Raw genomic sequence first — 20,599 nt, 5'->3', positions numbered from 1 at the left:
CGCCTACCGCCCCGCCAGAATGGCATCAGCGGCCTTTTCGGCGATCATCACCGTCGGCGAAGCCGTGTTGCCCGAGACGATCTTGGGCATGATCGACGCGTCCACCACGCGCAGACCGCCTAAGCCATGCACCCGCAGATCGCTATCGACCACCGCCATCGGATCGCTTCCCATCTTGCAGGTGCCGACGGGGTGGAAAATCGTCGTGGCGATGTCGCGCGCCTTGTCGAGCAGGTCTTCGTCGCTCTGCACGGCGGGGCCGGGCAGGATTTCCTCGGGCGCATAGGGGTTCAGCGCCCTGGCCGTCATGATGTGACGCGCCTGTTTCATCGCCGTGACCGCCACGCGTTTGTCATTCTCGGCAGAAAGATAGTTCAGCCGGATATCGGGCTGCACCGCGCTGTCGCGGCTGGTGAGATGGCAAGAGCCGATGCTTTCGGGCCGCAGGTTACAGACCGAGACGGTGATCGCGGGGAAAGGGTGCAGCGGATCCCCCAGCTTGTCAGTCGACAGGGGCTGCACGTGATACTCCAGATCCGGTGTCTCAAGCGCGGGGTCGGACTTGGTGAACATGCCAAACTGGCTGGGCGCCATCGCCAAGGGACCGCTGCGGCGCAGGAGGTATTCCAGCCCCATCCGGCCCTTGCCCCAGATTGAATGGGTCATCGTGTTGAGCGTTTTGGTGTTCTGTACCTTGTAGACAGTGCGGATTTGCAAATGATCCTGAAGGTTCTCCCCAACGCCGGGCAGATCGTGCAGCGTGTTGATCCCCATGCCGCCTAAAAGGTCACCTTGCCCGATCCCCGACAGCTCAAGGATCTTGGGCGAATTGATCGCCCCTGCCGAAAGCAACACTTCGCCCTCGGCCTCGGCGCGCATCGCGCGGCCCTTATGGGTGAAACGCACGCCGGTCACGCGCTTGCCGTCCAAGACCAACCCATCGGTATGCGCATGGGTGATCACCCGCAGGTTGGGGCGCTTCATCGCAGAGCGCAGGAAACCGCGCGCCGTGTTCCAACGCACGCCGCCCTTCTGGTTCACCTCGAAAAAGCCCGAACCTTCGTTGTCGCCATCGTTGAAATCGGCCCGCGGCTCGATCCCGAACTCCCGCGCGCCGTCTTGCACGGCCTCCAGAATGTCCCACCGCAGGCGCTGCTTGCTGACCTTCCACTCGCCCCCCGCGCGGTGCATCTCGCTGCCGCCCGCATGGTGATCCTCGGATTTCAGGAAATAGGGCAGCACGTCGTCCCAGCTCCACCCGGCATTGCCCAGTTGCCGCCAATGGTCATAGTCCGCCGCCTGCCCGCGCATGTAAATCATGCCGTTCACCGACGAGCAGCCGCCCAGCACCTTGCCCCGCGGATAGGCCAAAGAGCGCCCGTTCAACCCCGCCTCGGGCGCGGTTTTCATCATCCAATCCGTGCGCGGATTGCCGATACAGTAAAGATACCCCACCGGCACCTTCACCCAGTGATAGTTGTCATCCCCCCCGGCTTCGAGCAGCAGAACCCGATTGGCCGGATCGGCGCTGAGACGGTTGGCCAAGACACAGCCCGCGGTGCCCGCACCGACAATGATATAGTCATAGCGGCCCTCTAGCTGCGTCTCGTCGTTCATGCTGCTCTCTCCCGATATTCTGTCCCGCCTCCCCGGCCCGTCATTGGTAGAGCGCGCGGTGACGGGTCACAATCCCTGCCGTAAATCGCCCGGCCTCCCGCGGCTTTTGCCGCAAAGCCACATTCACCGCGCTTTGCATGCGCGGCGAATCCGTTTGTTGATTTTTTCGACCCGTGGGTGAATATGACCGGATTGGACATACCCCCCCGCGATGCGCGACGTTCATTTCGGGGAAAGATTTTGCCGCCATTTGGTGGCCAGAAACAAAGGCTTGAACTGGTGCGGCGACCCGAATTCATACTCTTTCTCGGATGCCTTGCCATCACCTTTGGGGTGTTCCTCTACAGCAGTCGCAGCAATGATGCCGCCGCCGACCGGGCCTTTGATCGCATCGCCGAGGAAAGCCTGAAAAGCCTTGATGCGCGGATGCATACCTATCTGCAAAGCCTCAATGGCATCGCCGCCTTCATGAACGCCTCGGACGAGGTGACGGCCAGCGATTTCGCGCATTACGTCGATACGCTGGAGATCGACAGCTTCCTGCCCGGCATCAACGGCATCGGTTTTGTTGCCCCCGTCGCCAGAGGCACCGAAGAGGCGTTCATCGAAAAGGTCACCGCCCTCGGGATCGAGGATTTCCGCATTCACCCCGACACCGGCAATGCCGAGAAGATGGTGATCCAGTATATCTACCCCCAAGGGCCGAATGCAGAGGCCGTGGGCCTTGATATCAGCTTTAACGAAGACCGCCGCCGCGCCGCCCTGCGCGCCCGTGAGACGCGAGAGCCGAAGCTGACGCCGCGCATCCTGCTGGTGCAGGACAAGACCCGCCAGCCCGGCTTCCTGCTGCTGCGCCCGGTCTTTGCCGCCGACAACAGCCCGGCGCAGGAAACCGCCGGTTTCATTGGTTGGGTCTATGCGCCTTTTGTGGGGGCGAACCTGTTGTCCGGGCTGACCCCGGCTCAGGGAGAGTCCTATGACATCCAAGTCTACGATGGGCTGACCACGGCCCCCGAAAACCGGATTTTCGACAGCACGCCCGAAGGCATCGCCACCGGCCACCACAGCATCACCCAAACCATCGAACGCTTTGGCCGCCCTTGGACCGTTGTCCATGTCAGCACCGCCAGCTTTGACCGCGCCACCCATAGTGCCGTGCCGGAAATCCTGCTGGTCTCTGGCATCCTTCTGGCGATCCTGTTCTTCGTGGCCTTCCGCAGCCTGCGCCAGCGCAGCGCCGCGCTGAGCGAGCTTGCCGTGCTGCGCGAACGCCAGATCGACGCCCATGAAGAGGAAAACCGCGCCGTTATCGAAAACGCGGTGACGCCCATCTTCTTGCTCGACAGCAATGACCGGGTGCTCTTCGCCAACCAAGCGGCGCTGGTCTGCTTTGGCTATGGGCATGAGGCGCTCAAGGGGATGGAGTTTGGCGAACTCGTCACCGATCTGGTTGAGGATCACGACCACGAACAGGTCAACGCGGCGGGCAAGACCTGCTTTGGCCAAGACCTCAAGCTTAATCTGCAACGCAACAATTGGACCACCCACACCGGCGAACGGCGGGTGACTGCAATCGTGCGTGACCTGACCTCGGAACTGGCGGTGCAGGATGAGCTGGCGCGGAACAAGGCGCTCTATGACCTCGCCCTCGAAGGCGCGCAGATCGGGGTTTTCGACATCGACCTGCGCACCGGCAAATCCGAGGTGTCCGACACATGGCGGCGCATTCTGGGGATGGCGGATTTCGAGCGGCTGCCCGACCCGCAGGGGGAATTCCTCAAACGCGTTCACCCCGATGACCTGCCTCTGCTGACCCAGACTGATCAGGCCTGCATCTCGGGGCAGCAACAACGTTCCGTTACCGAATACCGGCTGAAGATCGGCACCGGTGAGTGGCGCTGGATGCGCTCTGACGCGGTGGTGACCGAACGCGATGAGAACGGCACCGCCCTGCGGATGGTCGGCACCCAGACCGATGTGACCGACATCGTCCACGCCCGCAACGCGCTTGAAACCAGCGAGCGGCGGTTTCGCCAAGTGCTGGCCGCGGCCCCGGTGGGCATGGCGATCTTGGGCGAAGGCGGGGTTTTCAACAGCGTCAACAGCGCGCTTTGCACCCTTTGCGGCTATAGCGAAGAAGAGCTTTTGTCGAACACCAAACTGGGCGATCTGATGCCCGAGGGCGATCTGAAAAAGCTCTACGGTGAGGTGCGTGGGCTGGTCGATTCCCGCAGTTCGCAGACCTATCAGGCCGAATACCGCATTACCCACAAGCTGGGCTATGAACGCTGGGGCCTGTTCAACGTCTCTTGGACCTATGACAAGAACGCCCGCGGCTATGTCTTTATCGTTCAGATCAACGACATTACCGACCAAAAGAAGCTGGAACATATCAAGAGCGAGTTCGTCTCGACCGTCAGCCATGAGCTGCGCACGCCGCTAACCTCGATCAAAGGCGCTTTGGGGCTGATCGACACCACGGACAACAGCCGCTTCCTCCCCGCGCATATCCGGCTGATCGACATCGCCCGCAGCAATGCCGACCGCCTGTCGCATATCGTGAACGACATTCTCGACCTTGAGAAGATTTCATCGGGCGAAGTGCAGTTCGACTTCCATGATGTCGATCTGAACAAGGTGATCACCGACTCGGTCAACGAAATGTCGCCCTTTGCGATCACCCATAACAACACCCTGGGCCTGCAACTGCCCGACAAGCCGCTGACGGTTCGGGTGGATGAAAGCCGCACCCGGCAGGTGCTGGCCAATCTGATTTCGAACGCCTGCAAATACTCCGATGCCGAGAGCGAGGTGCAAATCCGCGCCGAGCGGCTGGGGGACCGGGCCATCGTCTTTATCCAGAACACCGGCCCCGGCGTGCCGGAAAACTTCCGCCCGCGCATCTTTCAGGCCTTCTCGCAGGCTGATGGCTCCGACACCCGCGCCAAGGGCGGCACCGGGCTGGGGCTAAACATCACGCGGCAGATCATCAAACGCCAAGGCGGCACCATCGGGTTTGAAAGCATCCCCAACGGCGTCACCGTCTTTTGGTTCACCTGCCCCATCGCCGAGGCGCAGATCGCGCAAACGCCCGCCACACCCGACGCGGAAGCGGAGGAGCGGGACACTAAGCTGCGCGTGTTGCATATCGAAGACGACATCAACTTCGCCGAGGTGATCCGCACCGGGTTGGACAGCGTGGCGGAGGTGACCAATGTCACCAACCTTGCCCAAGCGCGGAAGTTGATCGGCCAGGATGAACTCGACGTCGTGATCCTTGATTGGTCCCTGCCCGACGGCGATGCACGTTCTTTGCTGGAAGATATCACCCGCCTGCATCCCGCGGCCAAAATCATCAGCCTTTCCGCAGACAACAACCGCGAACCCGACCCCCGCGTGGGGATCAACCTTGTCAAATCACGGAGCGGGATCAGCTCGGTGGTCAACTCAATTACGGGGACAACCGCCCGCGCCTCTTAACCGGCGCATTATAAACCGTGGCATTTCAGCGGAGTGACGCTAAAGTGCGACATGCCATATTATTGCCAATATGCTCTGGCATTTTGATTAAATTACAATGCACAAGTCATGCTATAGTTTTAAGCATGTCCGCTTCGGGGCGAGGAATTCCAAGTGTCGTCAAAGCCATTTACCAAGCGTACCGCCGCCACATTTTTTCTGGGCACTGCCATTTCCGGCAGCTGGTACACCGCAACATCCGCACTTTTCGCGGGCCAAATGGGGGAGGTTATCCCCGTCGTCGGTGCGATCATTCTGGCGGGGCTCACGCCCTTTGCCGCGCCCGCATTGCAAGCAAACCCGCAGTCTCCTGCCGATAATTCAGATATGGAACAAAGGCTTAAGGCTTTCGACAGCCATGCCATTGTAAATATCGTGGATACGGGCGGGATGCTGGAACAGGTCAACGACCGTTTCATCGAACTGACGGGCTACACCCGCGATCAATTGATCGGCCAGCCTGTGTCGATGCTTTACCAAGAAGAGTTTCGCGAACTTGCCGAAGAGATCCGCGCCACCCTGATGGCTGGCAAGACGTGGCAGGGCGAAACCCCGCTGCGCTGCGCCGATGGTCGGGTGATCCAGACGCAGTGCACCGTGATGCCACTTTTCGACAAAAAGGGCGCCTGGGCCGGGTCGATCTCGGCCCGTACCGATGTGACCCATGCCAACGAACTTTTGGCCGAACGCGACACGGCGGAAACGCTCTATGAATTGCGCGATGACATCTGGATCGTCGACGCCGAGACAGAGCGCTTCAGCTATATGAACCGCGTCGCCATGAGCCGCACCGGCTGGAGCAAGGACAGCTACCGCACGCAAACGCTCGAAACCCTGACCGAGGAAAGCGACAACCCGGCCCTGCTGAACGCCTGCCGCGCGCTGAAAAAGTCGGGCAAAGCGATGACGCAGTTCGACACGCAACTGTTTGGCAACCATTTCCAAGTTACGATCAAGCTGCTGCCCACCGGTGGGGCGACGGGGCGGTTCCTGATTATGCTGCATGACATTTCGGATATCATCAACGAAGAGCGGATGAAGTCGGAGTTCATCTCGATGGTCAGTCACGAACTACGTTCGCCCCTGACCTCGATCAAAGGCTCCATGGGGTTGCTCTTGTCGCGGGCGGCGGGCGAATTGCCCAGCAAGGCGCGTGCCTTGCTGGAGATCTCCCACCGGAACGCCGACCGGCTTGTGCTGATCATCAACGACATCCTCGATCTTGAGAAAATCGCCAACGGGCGGCTGGAATTCAATCTTGAGGAAGTCGATATTGCGGAACTTCTGCACGAAACCAGCGCCGCCAATGCCTCACTCGAGCAGCGCCATGGCGTGCGCATTCAGGTCGAGGGGACGGAGGACTTGAACAAGGTCACCACGGACCCGAACCGGGTCATTCAAGTGCTGACGAACTTCCTGTCGAACGCGGCCAAATTCTCCAAACCTGGGGAGCGTGTGACCATCCGCGCCGAAGAGAATGACGACGAATTGCGCATCTCCGTGGCGGACCGTGGCCCCGGCATTCCGGCTTCCGAGCAGCACAAGGTGTTCCAGCGGTTTGCCGATCTGTCCAATTCCAACCGGGCCGACAAAGGCGGCACCGGGCTGGGCCTCAGCGTTTGCAAAGCCATCGTCGAGAATCTCGGCGGTAAAATAGGTTTTGACAGCCGTGAGGGATTTGGTACGACATTTTACTTTACCCTGCCGAAGAAAAATTCTCAGGTAGCGGCAGAGGAACCGGCCGCGTTGCTGCGCGAAGCCTCCTAGAGAGAGTATGGAATGATCAAACTGCTGCACGTCGAGGATGACGCCGATATTCGTGAAATCGCGCTGATGGCGCTTGAGCTAAGCGGCGATTTCGACGTCGTCCAATGCGAGACAGGGGAAGCGGCGCTGAATCAGGTTCAGTCCTACACGCCCGATGTGATCCTGCTCGATATGATGATGCCCGGCATGACCGGTCGCCAGACGCTTGAGAAGATGCGCGAGATGGAGAGCCTGCGCGACGTGCCCGCGATCTTCATGACCGCCCGCGCCCAGCATAATGAGATCGAAGAGCTTCGTGATCTGGGGGCGGCTGACGTGATCAGCAAACCCTTCGATCCGATCTCGCTGGCGGATCAGGTCAAGGCGGCAATGCAAGCAGGCTGAGCCGACTTGCCTTTGACCTGCCCTTGCGGGCGGGTTTGCGGTAAATTGTCAGTAAGTTTTGGACCGGCTCAATACCGGTGGCCGCGCCCTTAGGCGTGGGCGTCGATTTCCTGCCGGCAATGGGCGACGAACCCATCCAGTTCCGAGATGATCTCGATCGGGCAATCGGCGTGGTTGGCGCGCGGCCCGGCCAGATGCTCGACAATCTGCGTTTCGCATTTGCGTGCCAGACGGCCCAGCTCTTCGAAGCCAAGCGACCCGGCGCTGCCCGCGATCTGGTGCAGAATGGCCTGCGCGCTGGCTAGATTGCTTTTGATTTCGTCTACGGTGGTCCCGTCCCAGGCGGCCAACCCATGGGTTGCGATCAGCGTCTGACGCTCGTCCAGCATTTCGACAAAGCGCTGCCTGATGCGCTCTATGCCGGGAAGTTCCGCTAACATTTTAGTCATGCCTGTTGATCATTCTGCCAAAAATCATTGAGCGATCTCGTATGCGCCTCACTGGCGGCTTCTGCACTCGCATGGGCCTGCGCCAGCGCATCCATGACGGAATTGCCGCTTTTCCAGATCAGCCGCACGGCCTCTCCCGCGCTGACACGCGGGTGAACACGCTCGCCATTATTGTCGAACAATTCAGTTTGAGACAACTCAAAGTTAACCGCATCCATCAAACCGCCCATATTCGGGCGCCAGCCGCTCTCTGTAACGCATACGAAAGTGCCATTGCCCGCGTAGGACATCAGCACTTGATGATCGACGAGCGTATCGGACAGGATTTCGGCCACATCGGAGACAAGGCTATAGAACTCGAAAGAGGTCATCGTCGCGTGGAAGGCATCGACCTCGCGGATGGTGAAGGCAAAGGCGGTGGAGCCGAAAAGCGCGCTGCGCGACAATTGGGCGACGTAGTTCTCCATCGCGGTATAGTCGATCACATTGTCCACGTCATAGATCGGGACCGGCTCGAACAACTCCATATGCGTCGCCTGATCGGCGATTGTCTTGGCGGCGAAAATCTTCTTGGTCCGCTGCTGACGTTCTTTCACCATGCCTTCGACCAGCCCGATGCGGGCCTTGAGTTCGGCAATCTCGAAAGGCTTGGTCACATAGTCGGTCGCCCCGGCGGCAAAGGCCGCGTCGATATAGCGTTTGTCGGACATCGCGGTGAGCATCAGGATCGGCGTATCGGCATGGCGCGCCGAATTGCGGATGTGCTGCGCCAGTTCGATCCCATCCATGCCCGGCATCTGAATATCAAGCATGAAGCAATCAATCGGGCCAAGGTTGGGATCACCCAACATATCAACCGCATGCAGAGCCGATGGGGCGGTTGTCAGTTCATGCGCGCCGATGATCTCTACAAATTGCCCAAGCAATTCGAGGATAATCGGATCGTCATCCACCGCCAGAATTCTCATTACATCTCTCCACAGATAAAAATCTTTGGCCCCAAACTGGACGGACCGCTGCTTTCTTCTAATTTCTCTGGGAACTGTGGCCTAATTTTGGCGAATTCTTAGTAAATAGGCGACAAACCGGGGCACTGTTTCCATATCGGGAGAATCTGGCCCGATGAACGGCCCTGTTTACCGTTTTTTCATTTTTGATCGGTCTAGCTGCGGCACCTCTCGCGGGGTGTGATTCCCTCCAATGCAAACGGCCCGACGTTTCCGCCGGGCCGCTCAAGTGTCTCGTAGATTTGCGCCTTAGCCCAAGGTCGCCTTGATCGCGTCGGCGGTGACCCCCACGACCTTGTCCGCTTCTTCGCGGGTCAGGCAGAAGGGCGGCGCGAAACCGATGATGTCGCCTTGGGGCATGGCGCGGGCGATGACACCGGCCTTGACCATATCGCCGACGATGGTCGGCACTACTTTGCGCGCCGGATCGAAGGGCGTGCGGCCATCGCGGTCTTCGACCAGCTCCACGGCGCAGAGCATGCCTTCGCCCCGGATGTCGCCCACCTTGGGGTGATCGCCCAATGCGGCCTTCATCTGCGCATTCAGATAGCCGCCCACGTCCGAGGCATTCTCGATCAGCTTCAGATCGTCGATCAGCTTGAGGTTCGCGATCCCCGCAGCCGCGCCGATGGGGTGGGCCGAATAGGTCCAGCCGTGGCCGATTGGGCCGTTTTCATCGGTGCCCTGCTCCAGCACCTTCCACATCTTGTCGCCCACGATGGAGCCCGACAGCGGCGCATAGGCCGAGGTCAGCCCCTTGGCGATGGTGATCAGGTCAGGCTTCATGCCGTAGTGATCCGAGCCGAACATCGACCCCAGACGGCCAAAGCCGGTGACGACCTCATCCGCGACCATCAGGATGTCATGCTTGTTCAGCACCTCTTGCACGGCGGCCCAATAGCCCTCGGGCGGCGGCACGATGCCCCCGGTACCCAGAACCGGCTCCCCGATGAAGGCGGCAATGGTGTCGGCCCCTTCGCGTTCGATCAGCGCTTCCAACTCGCCCACCAGATGGGCGGTGAACTCCGCCTCGCTCATGTTGGCGTCAGGGCGGCGGTAGTAATAGGGCGCGTCAGTGTGGACCACCTGCGCCAGCGGCAGGTCGAATTTCTTGTGAAACAGCTCCAACCCGGTGAGCGAGCCTGTCACCAGCCCCGAGCCGTGATAGCCGCGCCAGCGGCTGATGATCTTCTTCTTCTCGGGGCGGCCAAGAATGTTGTTGTAGTACCAGATCAGCTTGACGTTGGTCTCATTCGCGTCCGACCCGCCGAGACCGAAATAGACCTTGCTCATGCCTTCGGGCGCGCGATCGAGGATCATCTTGGACAGGGTGATGCTCGCCTCGGTGCCGTGGCCGACGTAGGAGTGGTAATAGGCCAGTTCATGCGCCTGCTCGGCAATCGCCTCGGCGATCTCGGTCCGGCCGTAGCCCACGTTCACGCAGTAGAGACCGGCAAAAGCGTCGAGCATCTGGTTGCCGTCGCGGTCGGTGATATGGCTGCCTTTGGCGGTCTTGATCACACGGGTCGGGCTTTCGCCGCGCGCGTGCTGCGCCAGATGGGTGGAGGGGTGAAAGAAATTTTCACGGTCCCATTGTTCGAGCATATCGTTCTTCAGCATTGGTCTTTCCTTTCTTCCGACGCGCCTTTGCGCCGTATCCTTTAAATCTTAGGCCCAGTCACGGCAGACGTATTTGACTTCCGTAAAGGCTTCGAGCCCCAGCCGCGATCCCTCGCGCCCGATCCCCGATTGTTTCGTGCCGCCAAAGGGGATCGGCGCGCCGGTCACCTTGGTGCGGTTCACCGCCACCATGCCGAAACATAGCGCCCGGCTGGCGCGGTAGATGCGGCGGGGGTCTTGGCTGTGGACATAGGCCACTAAGCCATACTCCGTGTCATTGGCCCGCTGGATCGCCTCATCCTCGCTGTCGAAAGCCGCGATGGCGGCCACGGGGCCAAAGGTTTCCTCGCGCATGATCAGCGCATCGGGCGGCACGTCCGCCAGCACCGTCGGCTCAAAGAACAGCGGCCCCGCCGCGTGACGCTTGCCACCACAAAGCAGCCGCGCCCCACGGTCAAGCGCATCTTTTACGTGTTCCTCTTGTTTGGCCACGGCCTTTTCGTTCATCAACGGGCCGATGTCGGGGTCATCCGCGCCGTTGCCCACGGTGAGCGCTTCGGTCGCGGCGATGAACCGCGCGCAGAAGGTGGCATAGCTGTCGCGGGCAATGAAGAAACGGTTCGCGCCGAGGCAGTCCTGACCTGAGGTGGCGAACTTAGCTTTGATCGCCTCTTCGACGGCGCGGTCCATATCGGCATCATCGAACATGATGAAAGGCGCATGGCCGCCAAGTTCGAGCACCAGACGTTTCACGCTGTCCGATGCCTGACGGTACAGCAGCTTGCCGATCTCGGTGGAGCCGGTGAAAGAGATGGCCCGTACGCGGGTGTCTTCCATCCACGGTTTCACGATCTCGGGCGCCTCGCCGGTGACGACGTTGAACACCCCCTTGGGCAGCCCTGCCTGTTCGCCCAATTCGGCCAGCGCCAGCGCCGAGAAGGGCGTCTCTGCCGAAGGATGCGCCACCACGGTGCAGCCCGCCGCAAGCGCCGCCCCCGCCTTGCGGGTCAGCATGGCAGAGGGGAAGTTCCACGGCGTGATGAGCGCGGCCACGCCCACCGGCTCGCGCCAGATTTCCACCTCGGCATCTGGCAAATGCGAGGTGACGCCTTCGATGTTGGGGCGGCGGGCCTCTTCGGAATAGAACTCGAAGAAAGAGGCGGCATAGTCGATCTCGCCGCGCGACTCGGAGATGGGTTTGCCCTGTTCGGCGGTCATGATCCGCGCCAGATCCTCGCGGTTCTCCAGCATCAGGTCGCGCCAGCGGCGCAGGATCGCGCCGCGCTCTTGCGGCAGAAGGCCCGACCAATGGGGAAAGGCAGCATGGGCGGCATCCACCGCGCCGCGGCTGTCCTCGGCGCTAAGCTTGGCCACCGCGCCCAGCACCGCACCGCTGGCCGGATCGGTCACGTTGAAATCATCGCTCTGCGCCCCCGCGACCCATGCGCCATCGACATAGGCAAAGTGGCGGGCCAAAGCGCCCCGCGTCAGCGCGGGCAGACCATCGGCGGGGGTTGGGATCATCTTGGTCATCGGGCACCTCCTTGGGATGAATTGCCCCGAAGGTAAGGCAGGACGCGGCGCGGGTTTGACCGAATATCAGCCGATCGGCAGGAGGTTTTGCGGCGCAGCCCCCGGCCCGCCGGAAAAACTACGGCGGCTCAGCTTTCGCCCTCGGGCAGCAGGAGCGACAGCGGCAGCGGTGCCGATTTAACCGATTTGGTGACGACATAGGTAAAGTAGCGGCTCAGCCCGGCCTGCTGGTCCAACAGCGCATCCATCAGGCGCTGGTAGCTGTCGATGTCGCGGGTGACGACCTGTAGCAGATAGTCAAAGCCGCCGCCCAAGGCCCAGCACTGCACGATCTCATCATGCTGCGCGATCACGGCCTCGAACCGCTGAAACGCCTCGGCCCGGTGGTTGCCCAATTCGGCCTGCACAAAGACGGTGACATGCGGGGCGATGCGGCGCAGGGCGACATGAGCCTGATAGCCGGTGATGATGCCTGCAGCCTCCAGCCGTGACAGCCGTTCGCCGCAGGCGGTGGCGCTCAGGTTGACCTTGTCGGCAAGCGCGGATTTGGCGATGCGCCCCTCGCGAGAGAGGATCGACAGCACCGCGATATCGCGTTTATCGAGTTTGACAAAGCTCATATCCGCTTCATGCGAGCGCATGCCGGACTTGTCAATTGTCATGATTGTGGTGATCATCCAGATCATGACAAAATGGCGCCCAGACCCCGGATCCCTGACCCGCCCTGCCTATCGTTCACTCGTTCAGGCGATTGAAACGGCGATACAGAACGGCGTGCTTAAACCCGGAGACCGCCTGCCGACGCAGCGCCAGATGGCCTTTGACCTGTCGCTGAGCGTGCAGACCGTCAGCCGCGCCTATGACAAGCTGGTTGAGGCGGGCAAAATCGTCGGTGAGGTGGGGCGCGGCACTTTCGTGCGCGCGGCGAGCGATGAGATCTCCATGCCCTTCGTCAGCCGCAAGGCCGCCGGGCGGCTGTTGGATATGTCGATCCTGAAACCTGTGCTGGATCACGCCCATGAAGAGGCGATGCAAAAGACACTCCGCGCCATGGCCCGCTCCCTGCCCCGCGCGATGATGGGCGGGTTTCGCCAAGACCTCCGCGCCGGGGACAGCAGCAGCGCAGTGCGGCGCTGGCTCTCGCTCTGCGGGCTGGATCTGGAGGGGATGGCGGTGATCCCCACCAATGGCAGCACCAGCGCGATGACCGTGGCGATGATGACGGCGGCCCAACCGGGCGATCTGATCGTCAGCGAAGACATCGGCCACCACACCCTGCGCCCCCTCGCCCGTTTTTTGGGCATCCGCCTGCAAGGGGTGACCGTCGACGCGGGCGGCATCTGCCCAGAAGTGCTGGAACGGATCTGCGCGAAAGAGCCGGTGAAGGCCGTCTATCTGATCCCCAATGGCGCCAATCCGCTGGCCTTTACCATGACGGAAAGCCGCCGCGCCGCGGTGATCGAGGTGGCACGACGCCATGACCTGCTGATCATCGAAAACCAGTCATGGGGGCCGTTGCAAGACGCGCCGCCGCCACCGATGGCGGCCATGGCCCCGGAACGGGTGCTCTATTTCACCAGCCTCACGAAATGCCTGCTGCCGGGGCTGCGGGTCGGCTATCTGGTGGTGCCGGATCACCTTGGAGCCTCCGCGGCCAACCGGCATATGGTGACCAGTTGGATGGCCACCAATATGATGACCGAGATCGCCGGCCGCTGGATCGAAGAAGGCACCGCCGAAACCCTGCTCAACCGTCAGCAATTGGCCCTGCGCGACCGCGCCGATTTCGCCGCCAATGTGTTTCGCGGCCTCGACATGCGGACCAGTTCGAACGGGCTGCACCTTTGGCTGCCCTGTCATGATATTTACGAAGAGGCCGAACTGGTCAAATCCATCCGCGAAAGCGGGGTCGCCGTGGCCAATGGGGCCAGTTTCGCCATCGGACCACCAGACCGCCACCCGGGGCTTCGCGTCTCGATCGGGGGGCAATCCTTTCCCGAATTCGCCCGGGGGATTCGCATGATCGATGCAAGATTACGCAACAGGGGTAGGGCGGAATGACTGTGAGAGCGCCTCAAATTGTCATGGATCAATATTCACATTGACATGATTGGGATCGGTTTAAATGATCTAGCAGTCAGGACATTAGTTTCGCTGCGGCCTTTGTGCTGCGCGGGCAAAAAATGAAAGGGAGACAGATGGCTAATTTCAAGACCGTTATCACCGGGGGTATCCTCGCAGCCGTGACAAGCGTCGCAGGCGCGGCCTCCGCCGACACATGGCGCTATGCATTTGAAGAGGCACTGGACGAGGTGCAGGGCAAATACGCCCAGAAATTCAAGGAAGAAGTCGAAGCGAACTCCGACCACGAAGTGCAGCTTTTCCCCTATGGCACCTTGGGTGAATCCGTTGACACGATGGAACAGGCGCAGGCCGGTATCCTTCAGTTCGTGGACCAATCCCCCGGCTTCACCGGCGCGCTGATCCCCGAGGCGCAGGTCTTCTTCGTGCCCTACCTGCTGCCGCAGGACGACGAGGAACTGTTCGAGTTCTTCCGCACCTCCAAGGCCATCAACGAAATGTTCCCCGAGCTTTATGCAGAGCAGGGTCTGGAACTGCTCAAGATGTTCCCCGAGGGTGACGTCTGCATGACCACGCAAGAGCCGGTCAAAACGCCCGAAGACCTCAATGAGGTCAAGTTCCGCGTCATGACCAACCCGCTCTTGGTCGAAAGCTACAAAGCCTTTGGTGCCACGCCGACACCGCTGCCATGGGGCGAAGTCTATGGCGCGATGCAGACCGGCATCATCCAAGGTCAGGAAAACCCCGGCTTCTATCTGGAATCCACCAAGATGTATGAGGTGACCGAGGTCATCACCTGCATCGGCCACAACAACTTCACCACCGCTGTGATGGCCAACAAGGATTTCTATGACGGTCTGTCCGACGCGGACAAAGAGGTGGTTCAGAACGCCTCTGACGCGGCATTCGAATACATTCTCGAATACCAGTCCGGCCTGCAGGAAAAGTCGCTGGATAACATCGCCAAGGCGAAGCCCGACATGCAGATCAACATCCTGTCCGAAGAAGAGCGTCAGCCCTTCAAAGACAAGGCCGCATCGGTCGAAGAAGCCTTCATCGAAATGACAGGCGACAGCGGCAAGGAAATCCTTGAGCAATTCAAGGCAGACCTTGAAGCCGTCAAGTAAACGACTTTCTCACCCTCCGGCATCGCCGGGGGGTGACCTTATTTTGACGCGATCCATTTGAACCATCTACGGGATGACGCCGGTGACGGAAGACAACCACAGTTCGCAACTGCAATCGCAGACAGATACCACCGGCACCGATGACGCCCCCGTGGGCACCTATAAATCCACCCTCCCCGGCCCTCTGGGCACGATCGACAACGCGATCAGCTGGCTTGAGTCCGTAATGCTCGCCGCTGGTGTCTTGTTGATGGCCGCCAATACAATTGCCAATGTGGTGGGCCGCTTCGTCTTTCAAAGCTCGATTTTCTTTTCCGAAGAGCTGAATAGCGTTCTGATCATTCTCATCACCTTTGCGGGCATCTCCTATGCCGCGCGGCATGGGCGGCATATCCGCATGTCAGCGATTTTCGACGCCCTCCCCCCGCGCCCGCGCAAAATGCTGATGATCTTCATCGCCTTTGTCACCGCCGTCTTCATGTTCGGCCTTGCCTGGTACGCGCTGCAATACATCATGACCCAAGCTGGGCGGGGCCGCCTGCTGCCTGCGCTGCAAGTTCCGGTCTGGTGGACACTGGTCTGGGTGCCTTTCGGCTTTTTCATGACCGGGCTGCAATATCTGCTGACCGCGATCAAAAACATCATTGAACCAGATATTTACCTGTCGACCAGCGTTCTAGAAGGCTACGACGACAACGAGCGGGAGGTCTGAGCCATGGCCGTCACCATTTTCTCTGTCATGGTCGTTCTGCTGCTGCTCGGCTTTCCCATGATGATCCCGCTGATCGTGGGGGCTTTCGTCGGTTTCTATTCGCTCTTCGGCGGTTTCGGCCAGCTTGAGACGATGGTGCAGCAGATGATGGCAGGGGTCAGACCCGCCTCACTGATTGCCGTGCCGATGTTTATCTTTGCCGCCGACATCATGACGCGCGGCCAATCCGCCGGGCGGCTGATCGATATGGTGATGTCTTTCGTCGGCCATATGAAGGGCGGTCTCGCGGTCGCCACCGCTGCGGCTTGCACCATGTTCGGCGCGGTCTCGGGCTCCACACAGGCGACGGTCGTCGCCGTTGGCTCCCCGCTGCGGCCCCGGATGCTCAAGGCGGGCTACAAAGACAGTTTCGTGCTGGCGCTGATCGTGAACTCCTCCGACATCGCCTTCCTGATCCCACCCTCCATCGGGATGATCATCTACGGCGTCGTCTCCAACACGTCGATTGCCGAACTTTTCATCGCGGGCATCGGGCCGGGGCTGCTGATCCTCGCGCTCTTCTCGGTCTATTCCGTGATCTACGCCTACCGCCACAACGTCCCCACCGAAGAGAAAGCGACATGGGGCGAGCGTTTCCGCGCGGTGCGTCAAGCGCTCTGGCCCCTGGGCTTCCCGGCGATCATCATCGGCGGCATCTACGGCGGCGTCTTCTCCCCGACCGAGGCGGCGGCGGCCTGCGTGCTCTATGCCATTTTCCTTGAGATGATCGTCTTTCGGGAAATCGACTTTGCCGGCATCTATGAGACCGCGAAATCGACCGGGCTGATTACCGCCGTGGTTTTCATCCTCGTCGCGGCGGGTGCGGCATTCTCTTGGGTGATCTCCTTCGCGCAAATTCCCCAAGCGGTGCTGACCGGCATCGGGATCGACAGCATGGGGCCGATTGGCGTGCTCTTCGTGATCTCGGCGGCCTTCTTCATCGGCTGTATGTTCGTGGACCCCATTGTCGTGATCCTCGTCTTCGTGCCGATCTTCGCCCCGGTGGTGGACTCGGTTGGCCTCGACCCGGTGCTGGTCGGTACGGTCATCACGTTGCAAGTCGCCATCGGCTCGGCCACGCCGCCCTTTGGCTGTGACATCTTCACCGCCATCGCGGTCTTCAAACGGCCCTATATGGAGGTCATCCGCGGCACCCCGCCCTTCATCATCATGCTGCTGAGCGTCTCGGTTGCCCTGATCTTTTTCCCGCAGATCGCCCTGTTCCTGCGCGATCTGGCCTTTGCGAAATAAGAGGAGAGCGTCATGTTCACCCATATCCTCGCCCCCTATGACGGCTCGGTGAATGCCGACCGCGCGCTGATGAAAGCGGCAGAGATGGCCAAGCTGACCGGGGCGAAAGTGACGCTTTTGACGATCTACCGGCATCATTCAATGCTGGAGGCGTCGCTCTCGATGGTGCGGGTGAACGATCCGGGCAATATCGACGACGCCATGCAGGCCCATGCGACCGAGATCATCACCCACGGCAAGCAACTGATGAAAGACGCGGGCGTCGAGAATGTCCGCGCCTTCGTCCGCTCTGGCCGCCCCGCGCGGGCGGTAACGGAATTTGCCAAGAAACATGAGGTTGACCTGATCGTCATCGGCTCGCGCGGCCTTGGGGCCACGGGCGACAGCTATCTCTTGGGCTCGGTTTCTCACAAGGTTACGGGGCTCGCGAAATGCCCCGTGCTTGTCGTCTAGGTCAAAGGAATATTCAGGTGACACCCCCTGTGCAAAGCGAGACGCTTGATTGCCGTTTGCGTGAAGATGACCCCGTGCGGCTCGGTGCGATGCTGCTGTCGACCGACATGACCTTTGAACGCGACGCCGCGCGGCTGATCGACCCGGCGCAGGCGGCGCTGCATGTGGCGCGGATCGCCTTTGAGAACCCCACCACCCCGGAACGTCTGCGTGCCATGACCCCCGATATGGCGCGCACGGCGGCGCTTTTGGTGCCGGGCATCCAGCTGTCGGCCATCGCCTTTTGCTGCACCTCGGCCTCGGTCGCCATCGGCAACCCGGCGGTGCGCGCGGCGATTGGCGAGGGGCTGCCCGGCGTGCCCGTCATCACCCCCGCCTCCGCCGCCATCGCGGGCTTTGCCGCGCTTGGCGTGACGCGGGTGGCGATGCTGACCCCCTATCTGCCGGAAACCGCCGCGCCGCTGGCCACCTATTTCAACGATCAGGGGCTAGAGGTCATGCGCAACGGGGCCTTCGCACTGGAAGACGACCGCGACATGGCGCGGATCGACGACGAGAGCATCATATACGGCGCCGCTGCGCTGGATGGCGCGGAAGTAGAGGCATTTTTCCTCTCCTGCACCTCCCTGCGCGGCGTTGACGTGATCGACCGGATCGAAGCACGGCTGGGCAAGCCCGTCGTGACCTCTAACCAAGCGCTGTGCTGGGCGTTGCAACGGATGGGCGGGCTTTCGGGCCGCCCCGATGGCTATGGCCGTCTGTTCGACTGCGACATGCCAAGCGCCCATGCACAAGGCATCATTCCGTGATCCCGGCCCCTCTGGCCGGATCGCATTATTCGGGTAACCAGACATGAAAGGGGCTGGCCTATGACCACTTATGAGGCGAATTTTACAAACAGCGAGTACCAGCGCCGGGTCGACCGAACGCGCAAGACCATGGCCGCGCGCAATCTCGATGCCATCGTCGTCAGCGATCCGTCGAACATGTCTTGGCTCTCGGGTTATGACGGTTGGTCCTTCTATGTTTACCAAGCGGTGATCCTGACCCATGAGGGCGAACCGGTCTGGTGGGGCCGCGGTATGGACGCGCTCGGCGCCCGGCGGACGGTCTTCATGGAGGACGACTGCATTCGCGGCTATGACGATACCTACGTCCAGAACCCCGAAAAACACCCGATGGAAGACCTCTCGGCCCTGCTGAGCGAGATGGGGTTGGAGCAGGCGCGCATCGGCGTCGAGATGGACAACTACTATTACTCCGCCCGCGCCCATGACACGCTCAAGACCAAACTGCCCAAGGCGACCTTCATGGATGCCACCGCGCTGGTGAACTGGGAACGCGCGGTGAAATCCGAGCGCGAGATCGAATATATGGAACGCGCTGCGCGCATCGTCGAGGAGATGCACGTCCGCATTCTCGAAGTCGCCGTGCCCGGCATGCGCAAAAACGATCTGGTGGCCGAGATCTATGCCACCGGCATTCGCGGCGCACAGGGGTTCTGGGGGGACTATCCGGCCATCGTGCCCATGGCCCCCTCGGGCATGGACGCCACCGCCCCGCATCTGACATGGGACGACCGGCCCATGCAGCCCAATGAGGCGACGTTCTTTGAGATCGCAGGCGCGCATCGACGCTATCAATGCCCCCAGTCGCGCACGCTGTTCTTTGGCGATGTGCCGCAGAAATACCGCGACGCGGAAAGCGCCGTGCTGGATGCGATTGACGCAGGTCTCGAACAGGCCAAACCCGGCAACCGGGCCGAGGATATCGCCAATGCCTTCAACGCCACGCTGAACAAGGCGGGATTCGAGAAGGACAGCCGCTGCGGCTATGCCATCGGCATCAGCTACCCACCAGACTGGGGGGAGCGCACGATCTCTTTCCGCCGTGGCGACAAGACGATCCTAGAGCCCGGCATGACCTTCCATTTCATGCCCGCACTTTGGCTTGACGATGGCGGGCTTGAGATCACCGAGCCGATCCGCATCACCGAGACCGGCCATGAATGTTTCTGCACCACACCGCGAAAGTTGTTTGTTTCCGCATGACCAGCAATCCCATCACCCCGACCATCCCGCTCGACCAACCCGGCGCGCATCACGGTTTCCTGCGCCTGCCCTACAGCCGCGATGACAGCGCATGGGGGTCCGTGATGATCCCCATCACCGTCATCAATGGCGGCGACGGCCCCACGGCGCTGCTGACCGGCGGCAACCACGGCGATGAATACGAAGGCCCGATTGCCTTGCAGGAACTGGCCGCCACACTGGATCCGGCGCAGGTCACCGGTCGCGTCATCATACTGCCGATGATGAACCAACCCGCCTTTGCCGCAGGCCGCCGCTGCTCGCCCATCGACGGCGGCAATATGAACCGCAGCTTTCCGGGCAGCCCGGGCGGCACGGTGACCCAAAAGATCGCGCATTACATCGCCACCGAACTGGTGCCGCTGGCCGATATTGTGCTGGATTACCACTCCGGCGGGCGCACGCTGGATTTCCTGCCCTTCGCCGCTGCGCATATCCTGCCCGACAAGAAACAGGAGGCCGCCTGCATGGCCGCGATGGCGGCGTTCAACGCGCCCTACTCCATGAAGATGCTAGAGATCGACAACCGCGGCATGTTCGACACCGAGGTCGAGGAGCAGGGCAAGGTCTTTGTCACCACCGAATTGGGGGGCGCGGGCACATCGACAGCCAAGAGCATCGCCGTGGCGCGCAAAGGCGCGCGCAACCTGCTGATCCATGCGAAAATTCTGCAAGGGGAGCCGGAGGTGGCCGAGAGCGTGATGCTCGACATGCCCGACGGGCGCTGCTTCACCTTTAGCGAGACCACGGCCCTGTTGGAGCCGCTGGTCGATCTGGGTGACGCGGTGACCGAGGGCCAGCCCATCGCCCGCCTCTGGCCCAGCGACCGAAGCGGTCAGCCAGCGATCCTCGCCCATGCGCAGCTTAGCGGCATCCTGACCGCCCGGCATGTGCCGGGGCTGGTCAAGATGGGCGATTGCATCGGCGTGGTGGCGCAGGTGGTCTGAAC

The 20,599-nt window shown here is 61.1% G+C and carries 17 protein-coding genes; 11 read left to right on the top strand and 6 right to left on the bottom strand.

The features are described from left to right. Positions 1-3: 3 nt before the first annotated feature. Positions 4-1,617, bottom strand: a complete 1,614-nt coding sequence (locus tag ACGYK4_RS11465) for a GMC family oxidoreductase (protein WP_394456601.1) — start codon at positions 1,615-1,617, stop codon at positions 4-6. A 279-nt stretch (positions 1,618-1,896) separates the two neighbouring features. Between ACGYK4_RS11465 and ACGYK4_RS11460 the strand changes: the two genes are divergently transcribed. From ACGYK4_RS11460 to ACGYK4_RS11450, 3 genes are all read left to right on the top strand, one after another. After that, the gene (locus ACGYK4_RS11460; RefSeq protein ID WP_394456599.1) at positions 1,897-5,097 is read left to right on the top strand and encodes a CHASE domain-containing protein; all 3,201 of its coding nucleotides are present in this window, start codon (positions 1,897-1,899) and stop codon (positions 5,095-5,097) included. A 153-nt stretch (positions 5,098-5,250) separates the two neighbouring features. Next, positions 5,251-6,903, top strand: coding sequence for an ATP-binding protein (locus ACGYK4_RS11455; protein ID WP_394456597.1), 1,653 nt, complete (start codon positions 5,251-5,253; stop codon positions 6,901-6,903). 12 nt (positions 6,904-6,915) lie between these two features. Next, on the top strand, positions 6,916-7,287 hold the full coding sequence (locus tag ACGYK4_RS11450; RefSeq protein ID WP_067261066.1) for a response regulator: 372 nt from the start codon (positions 6,916-6,918) through the stop codon (positions 7,285-7,287). A gap of 89 nt (positions 7,288-7,376) precedes the next feature. Here ACGYK4_RS11450 and ACGYK4_RS11445 read toward each other — a convergent pair whose 3' ends face one another. The 5 genes from ACGYK4_RS11445 to ACGYK4_RS11425 form a co-directional block, all read right to left on the bottom strand. Continuing rightward, a complete protein-coding gene (locus ACGYK4_RS11445; protein ID WP_067261064.1) occupies positions 7,377-7,736 on the bottom strand; it encodes an Hpt domain-containing protein in 360 nt (119 codons plus the stop codon). Further along, the gene (locus ACGYK4_RS11440; RefSeq protein ID WP_394456595.1) at positions 7,733-8,704 is read right to left on the bottom strand and encodes a PleD family two-component system response regulator; all 972 of its coding nucleotides are present in this window, start codon (positions 8,702-8,704) and stop codon (positions 7,733-7,735) included. The genes ACGYK4_RS11445 and ACGYK4_RS11440 overlap by 4 nt, the downstream gene beginning before the upstream one ends. Positions 8,705-8,992: 288 nt before the next feature. Next, positions 8,993-10,363: an aspartate aminotransferase family protein gene (locus ACGYK4_RS11435; RefSeq protein ID WP_394456593.1), complete on the bottom strand. Its 1,371-nt coding sequence runs from the start codon at positions 10,361-10,363 to the stop codon at positions 8,993-8,995. Positions 10,364-10,411: 48 nt separating this feature from the next. After that, positions 10,412-11,896: an NAD-dependent succinate-semialdehyde dehydrogenase gene (locus ACGYK4_RS11430; RefSeq protein WP_394456591.1), complete on the bottom strand. Its 1,485-nt coding sequence runs from the start codon at positions 11,894-11,896 to the stop codon at positions 10,412-10,414. A 128-nt stretch (positions 11,897-12,024) separates the two neighbouring features. Continuing rightward, positions 12,025-12,558 (bottom strand): Lrp/AsnC family transcriptional regulator, encoded by a 534-nt coding sequence (locus tag ACGYK4_RS11425; RefSeq protein ID WP_231886306.1) that lies wholly within the window; start codon positions 12,556-12,558, stop codon positions 12,025-12,027. A 22-nt stretch (positions 12,559-12,580) separates the two neighbouring features. Between ACGYK4_RS11425 and ACGYK4_RS11420 the strand changes: the two genes are divergently transcribed. The 8 genes from ACGYK4_RS11420 (at position 12,581) to doeB (ending at position 20,597) form a co-directional block, all read left to right on the top strand. Continuing rightward, positions 12,581-13,957, top strand: a complete 1,377-nt coding sequence (locus tag ACGYK4_RS11420; RefSeq protein WP_394429697.1) for a PLP-dependent aminotransferase family protein — start codon at positions 12,581-12,583, stop codon at positions 13,955-13,957. A gap of 137 nt (positions 13,958-14,094) precedes the next feature. Then, on the top strand, positions 14,095-15,105 hold the full coding sequence (dctP, locus tag ACGYK4_RS11415) for a TRAP transporter substrate-binding protein DctP (RefSeq protein WP_394429699.1): 1,011 nt from the start codon (positions 14,095-14,097) through the stop codon (positions 15,103-15,105). 73 nt (positions 15,106-15,178) lie between these two features. Continuing rightward, complete coding sequence (locus ACGYK4_RS11410) at positions 15,179-15,817, top strand: TRAP transporter small permease (protein WP_271692590.1); 639 nt, start codon at positions 15,179-15,181, stop codon at positions 15,815-15,817. Positions 15,818-15,820: 3 nt separating this feature from the next. Then, on the top strand, positions 15,821-17,107 hold the full coding sequence (locus tag ACGYK4_RS11405; RefSeq protein ID WP_067262546.1) for a TRAP transporter large permease: 1,287 nt from the start codon (positions 15,821-15,823) through the stop codon (positions 17,105-17,107). A 12-nt stretch (positions 17,108-17,119) separates the two neighbouring features. Next, positions 17,120-17,560 (top strand): universal stress protein, encoded by a 441-nt coding sequence (locus ACGYK4_RS11400; protein WP_067262549.1) that lies wholly within the window; start codon positions 17,120-17,122, stop codon positions 17,558-17,560. A 17-nt stretch (positions 17,561-17,577) separates the two neighbouring features. After that, entirely contained in the window at positions 17,578-18,369 is a 792-nt protein-coding gene (locus ACGYK4_RS11395) for an ectoine utilization protein EutA (RefSeq protein WP_394429702.1), read from the top strand. Between the two features lie 60 nt (positions 18,370-18,429). Continuing rightward, positions 18,430-19,611, top strand: a complete 1,182-nt coding sequence (doeA, locus tag ACGYK4_RS11390; protein WP_394401580.1) for an ectoine hydrolase DoeA — start codon at positions 18,430-18,432, stop codon at positions 19,609-19,611. Further along, positions 19,608-20,597, top strand: a complete 990-nt coding sequence (doeB, locus tag ACGYK4_RS11385) for a N(2)-acetyl-L-2,4-diaminobutanoate deacetylase DoeB (RefSeq protein ID WP_394429704.1) — start codon at positions 19,608-19,610, stop codon at positions 20,595-20,597. Before doeA ends, doeB begins: the two co-directional genes overlap by 4 nt. Positions 20,598-20,599: the final 2 nt, after the last annotated feature.

The organism is Sulfitobacter sp. 1A13368 (assembly GCF_043557275.1).
Lineage (GTDB): Bacteria > Pseudomonadota > Alphaproteobacteria > Rhodobacterales > Rhodobacteraceae > Sulfitobacter > Sulfitobacter faviae.
Note: the sequence above shows the minus strand (reverse complement) of the source record. Positions and strands in the feature narration are given on the sequence as shown.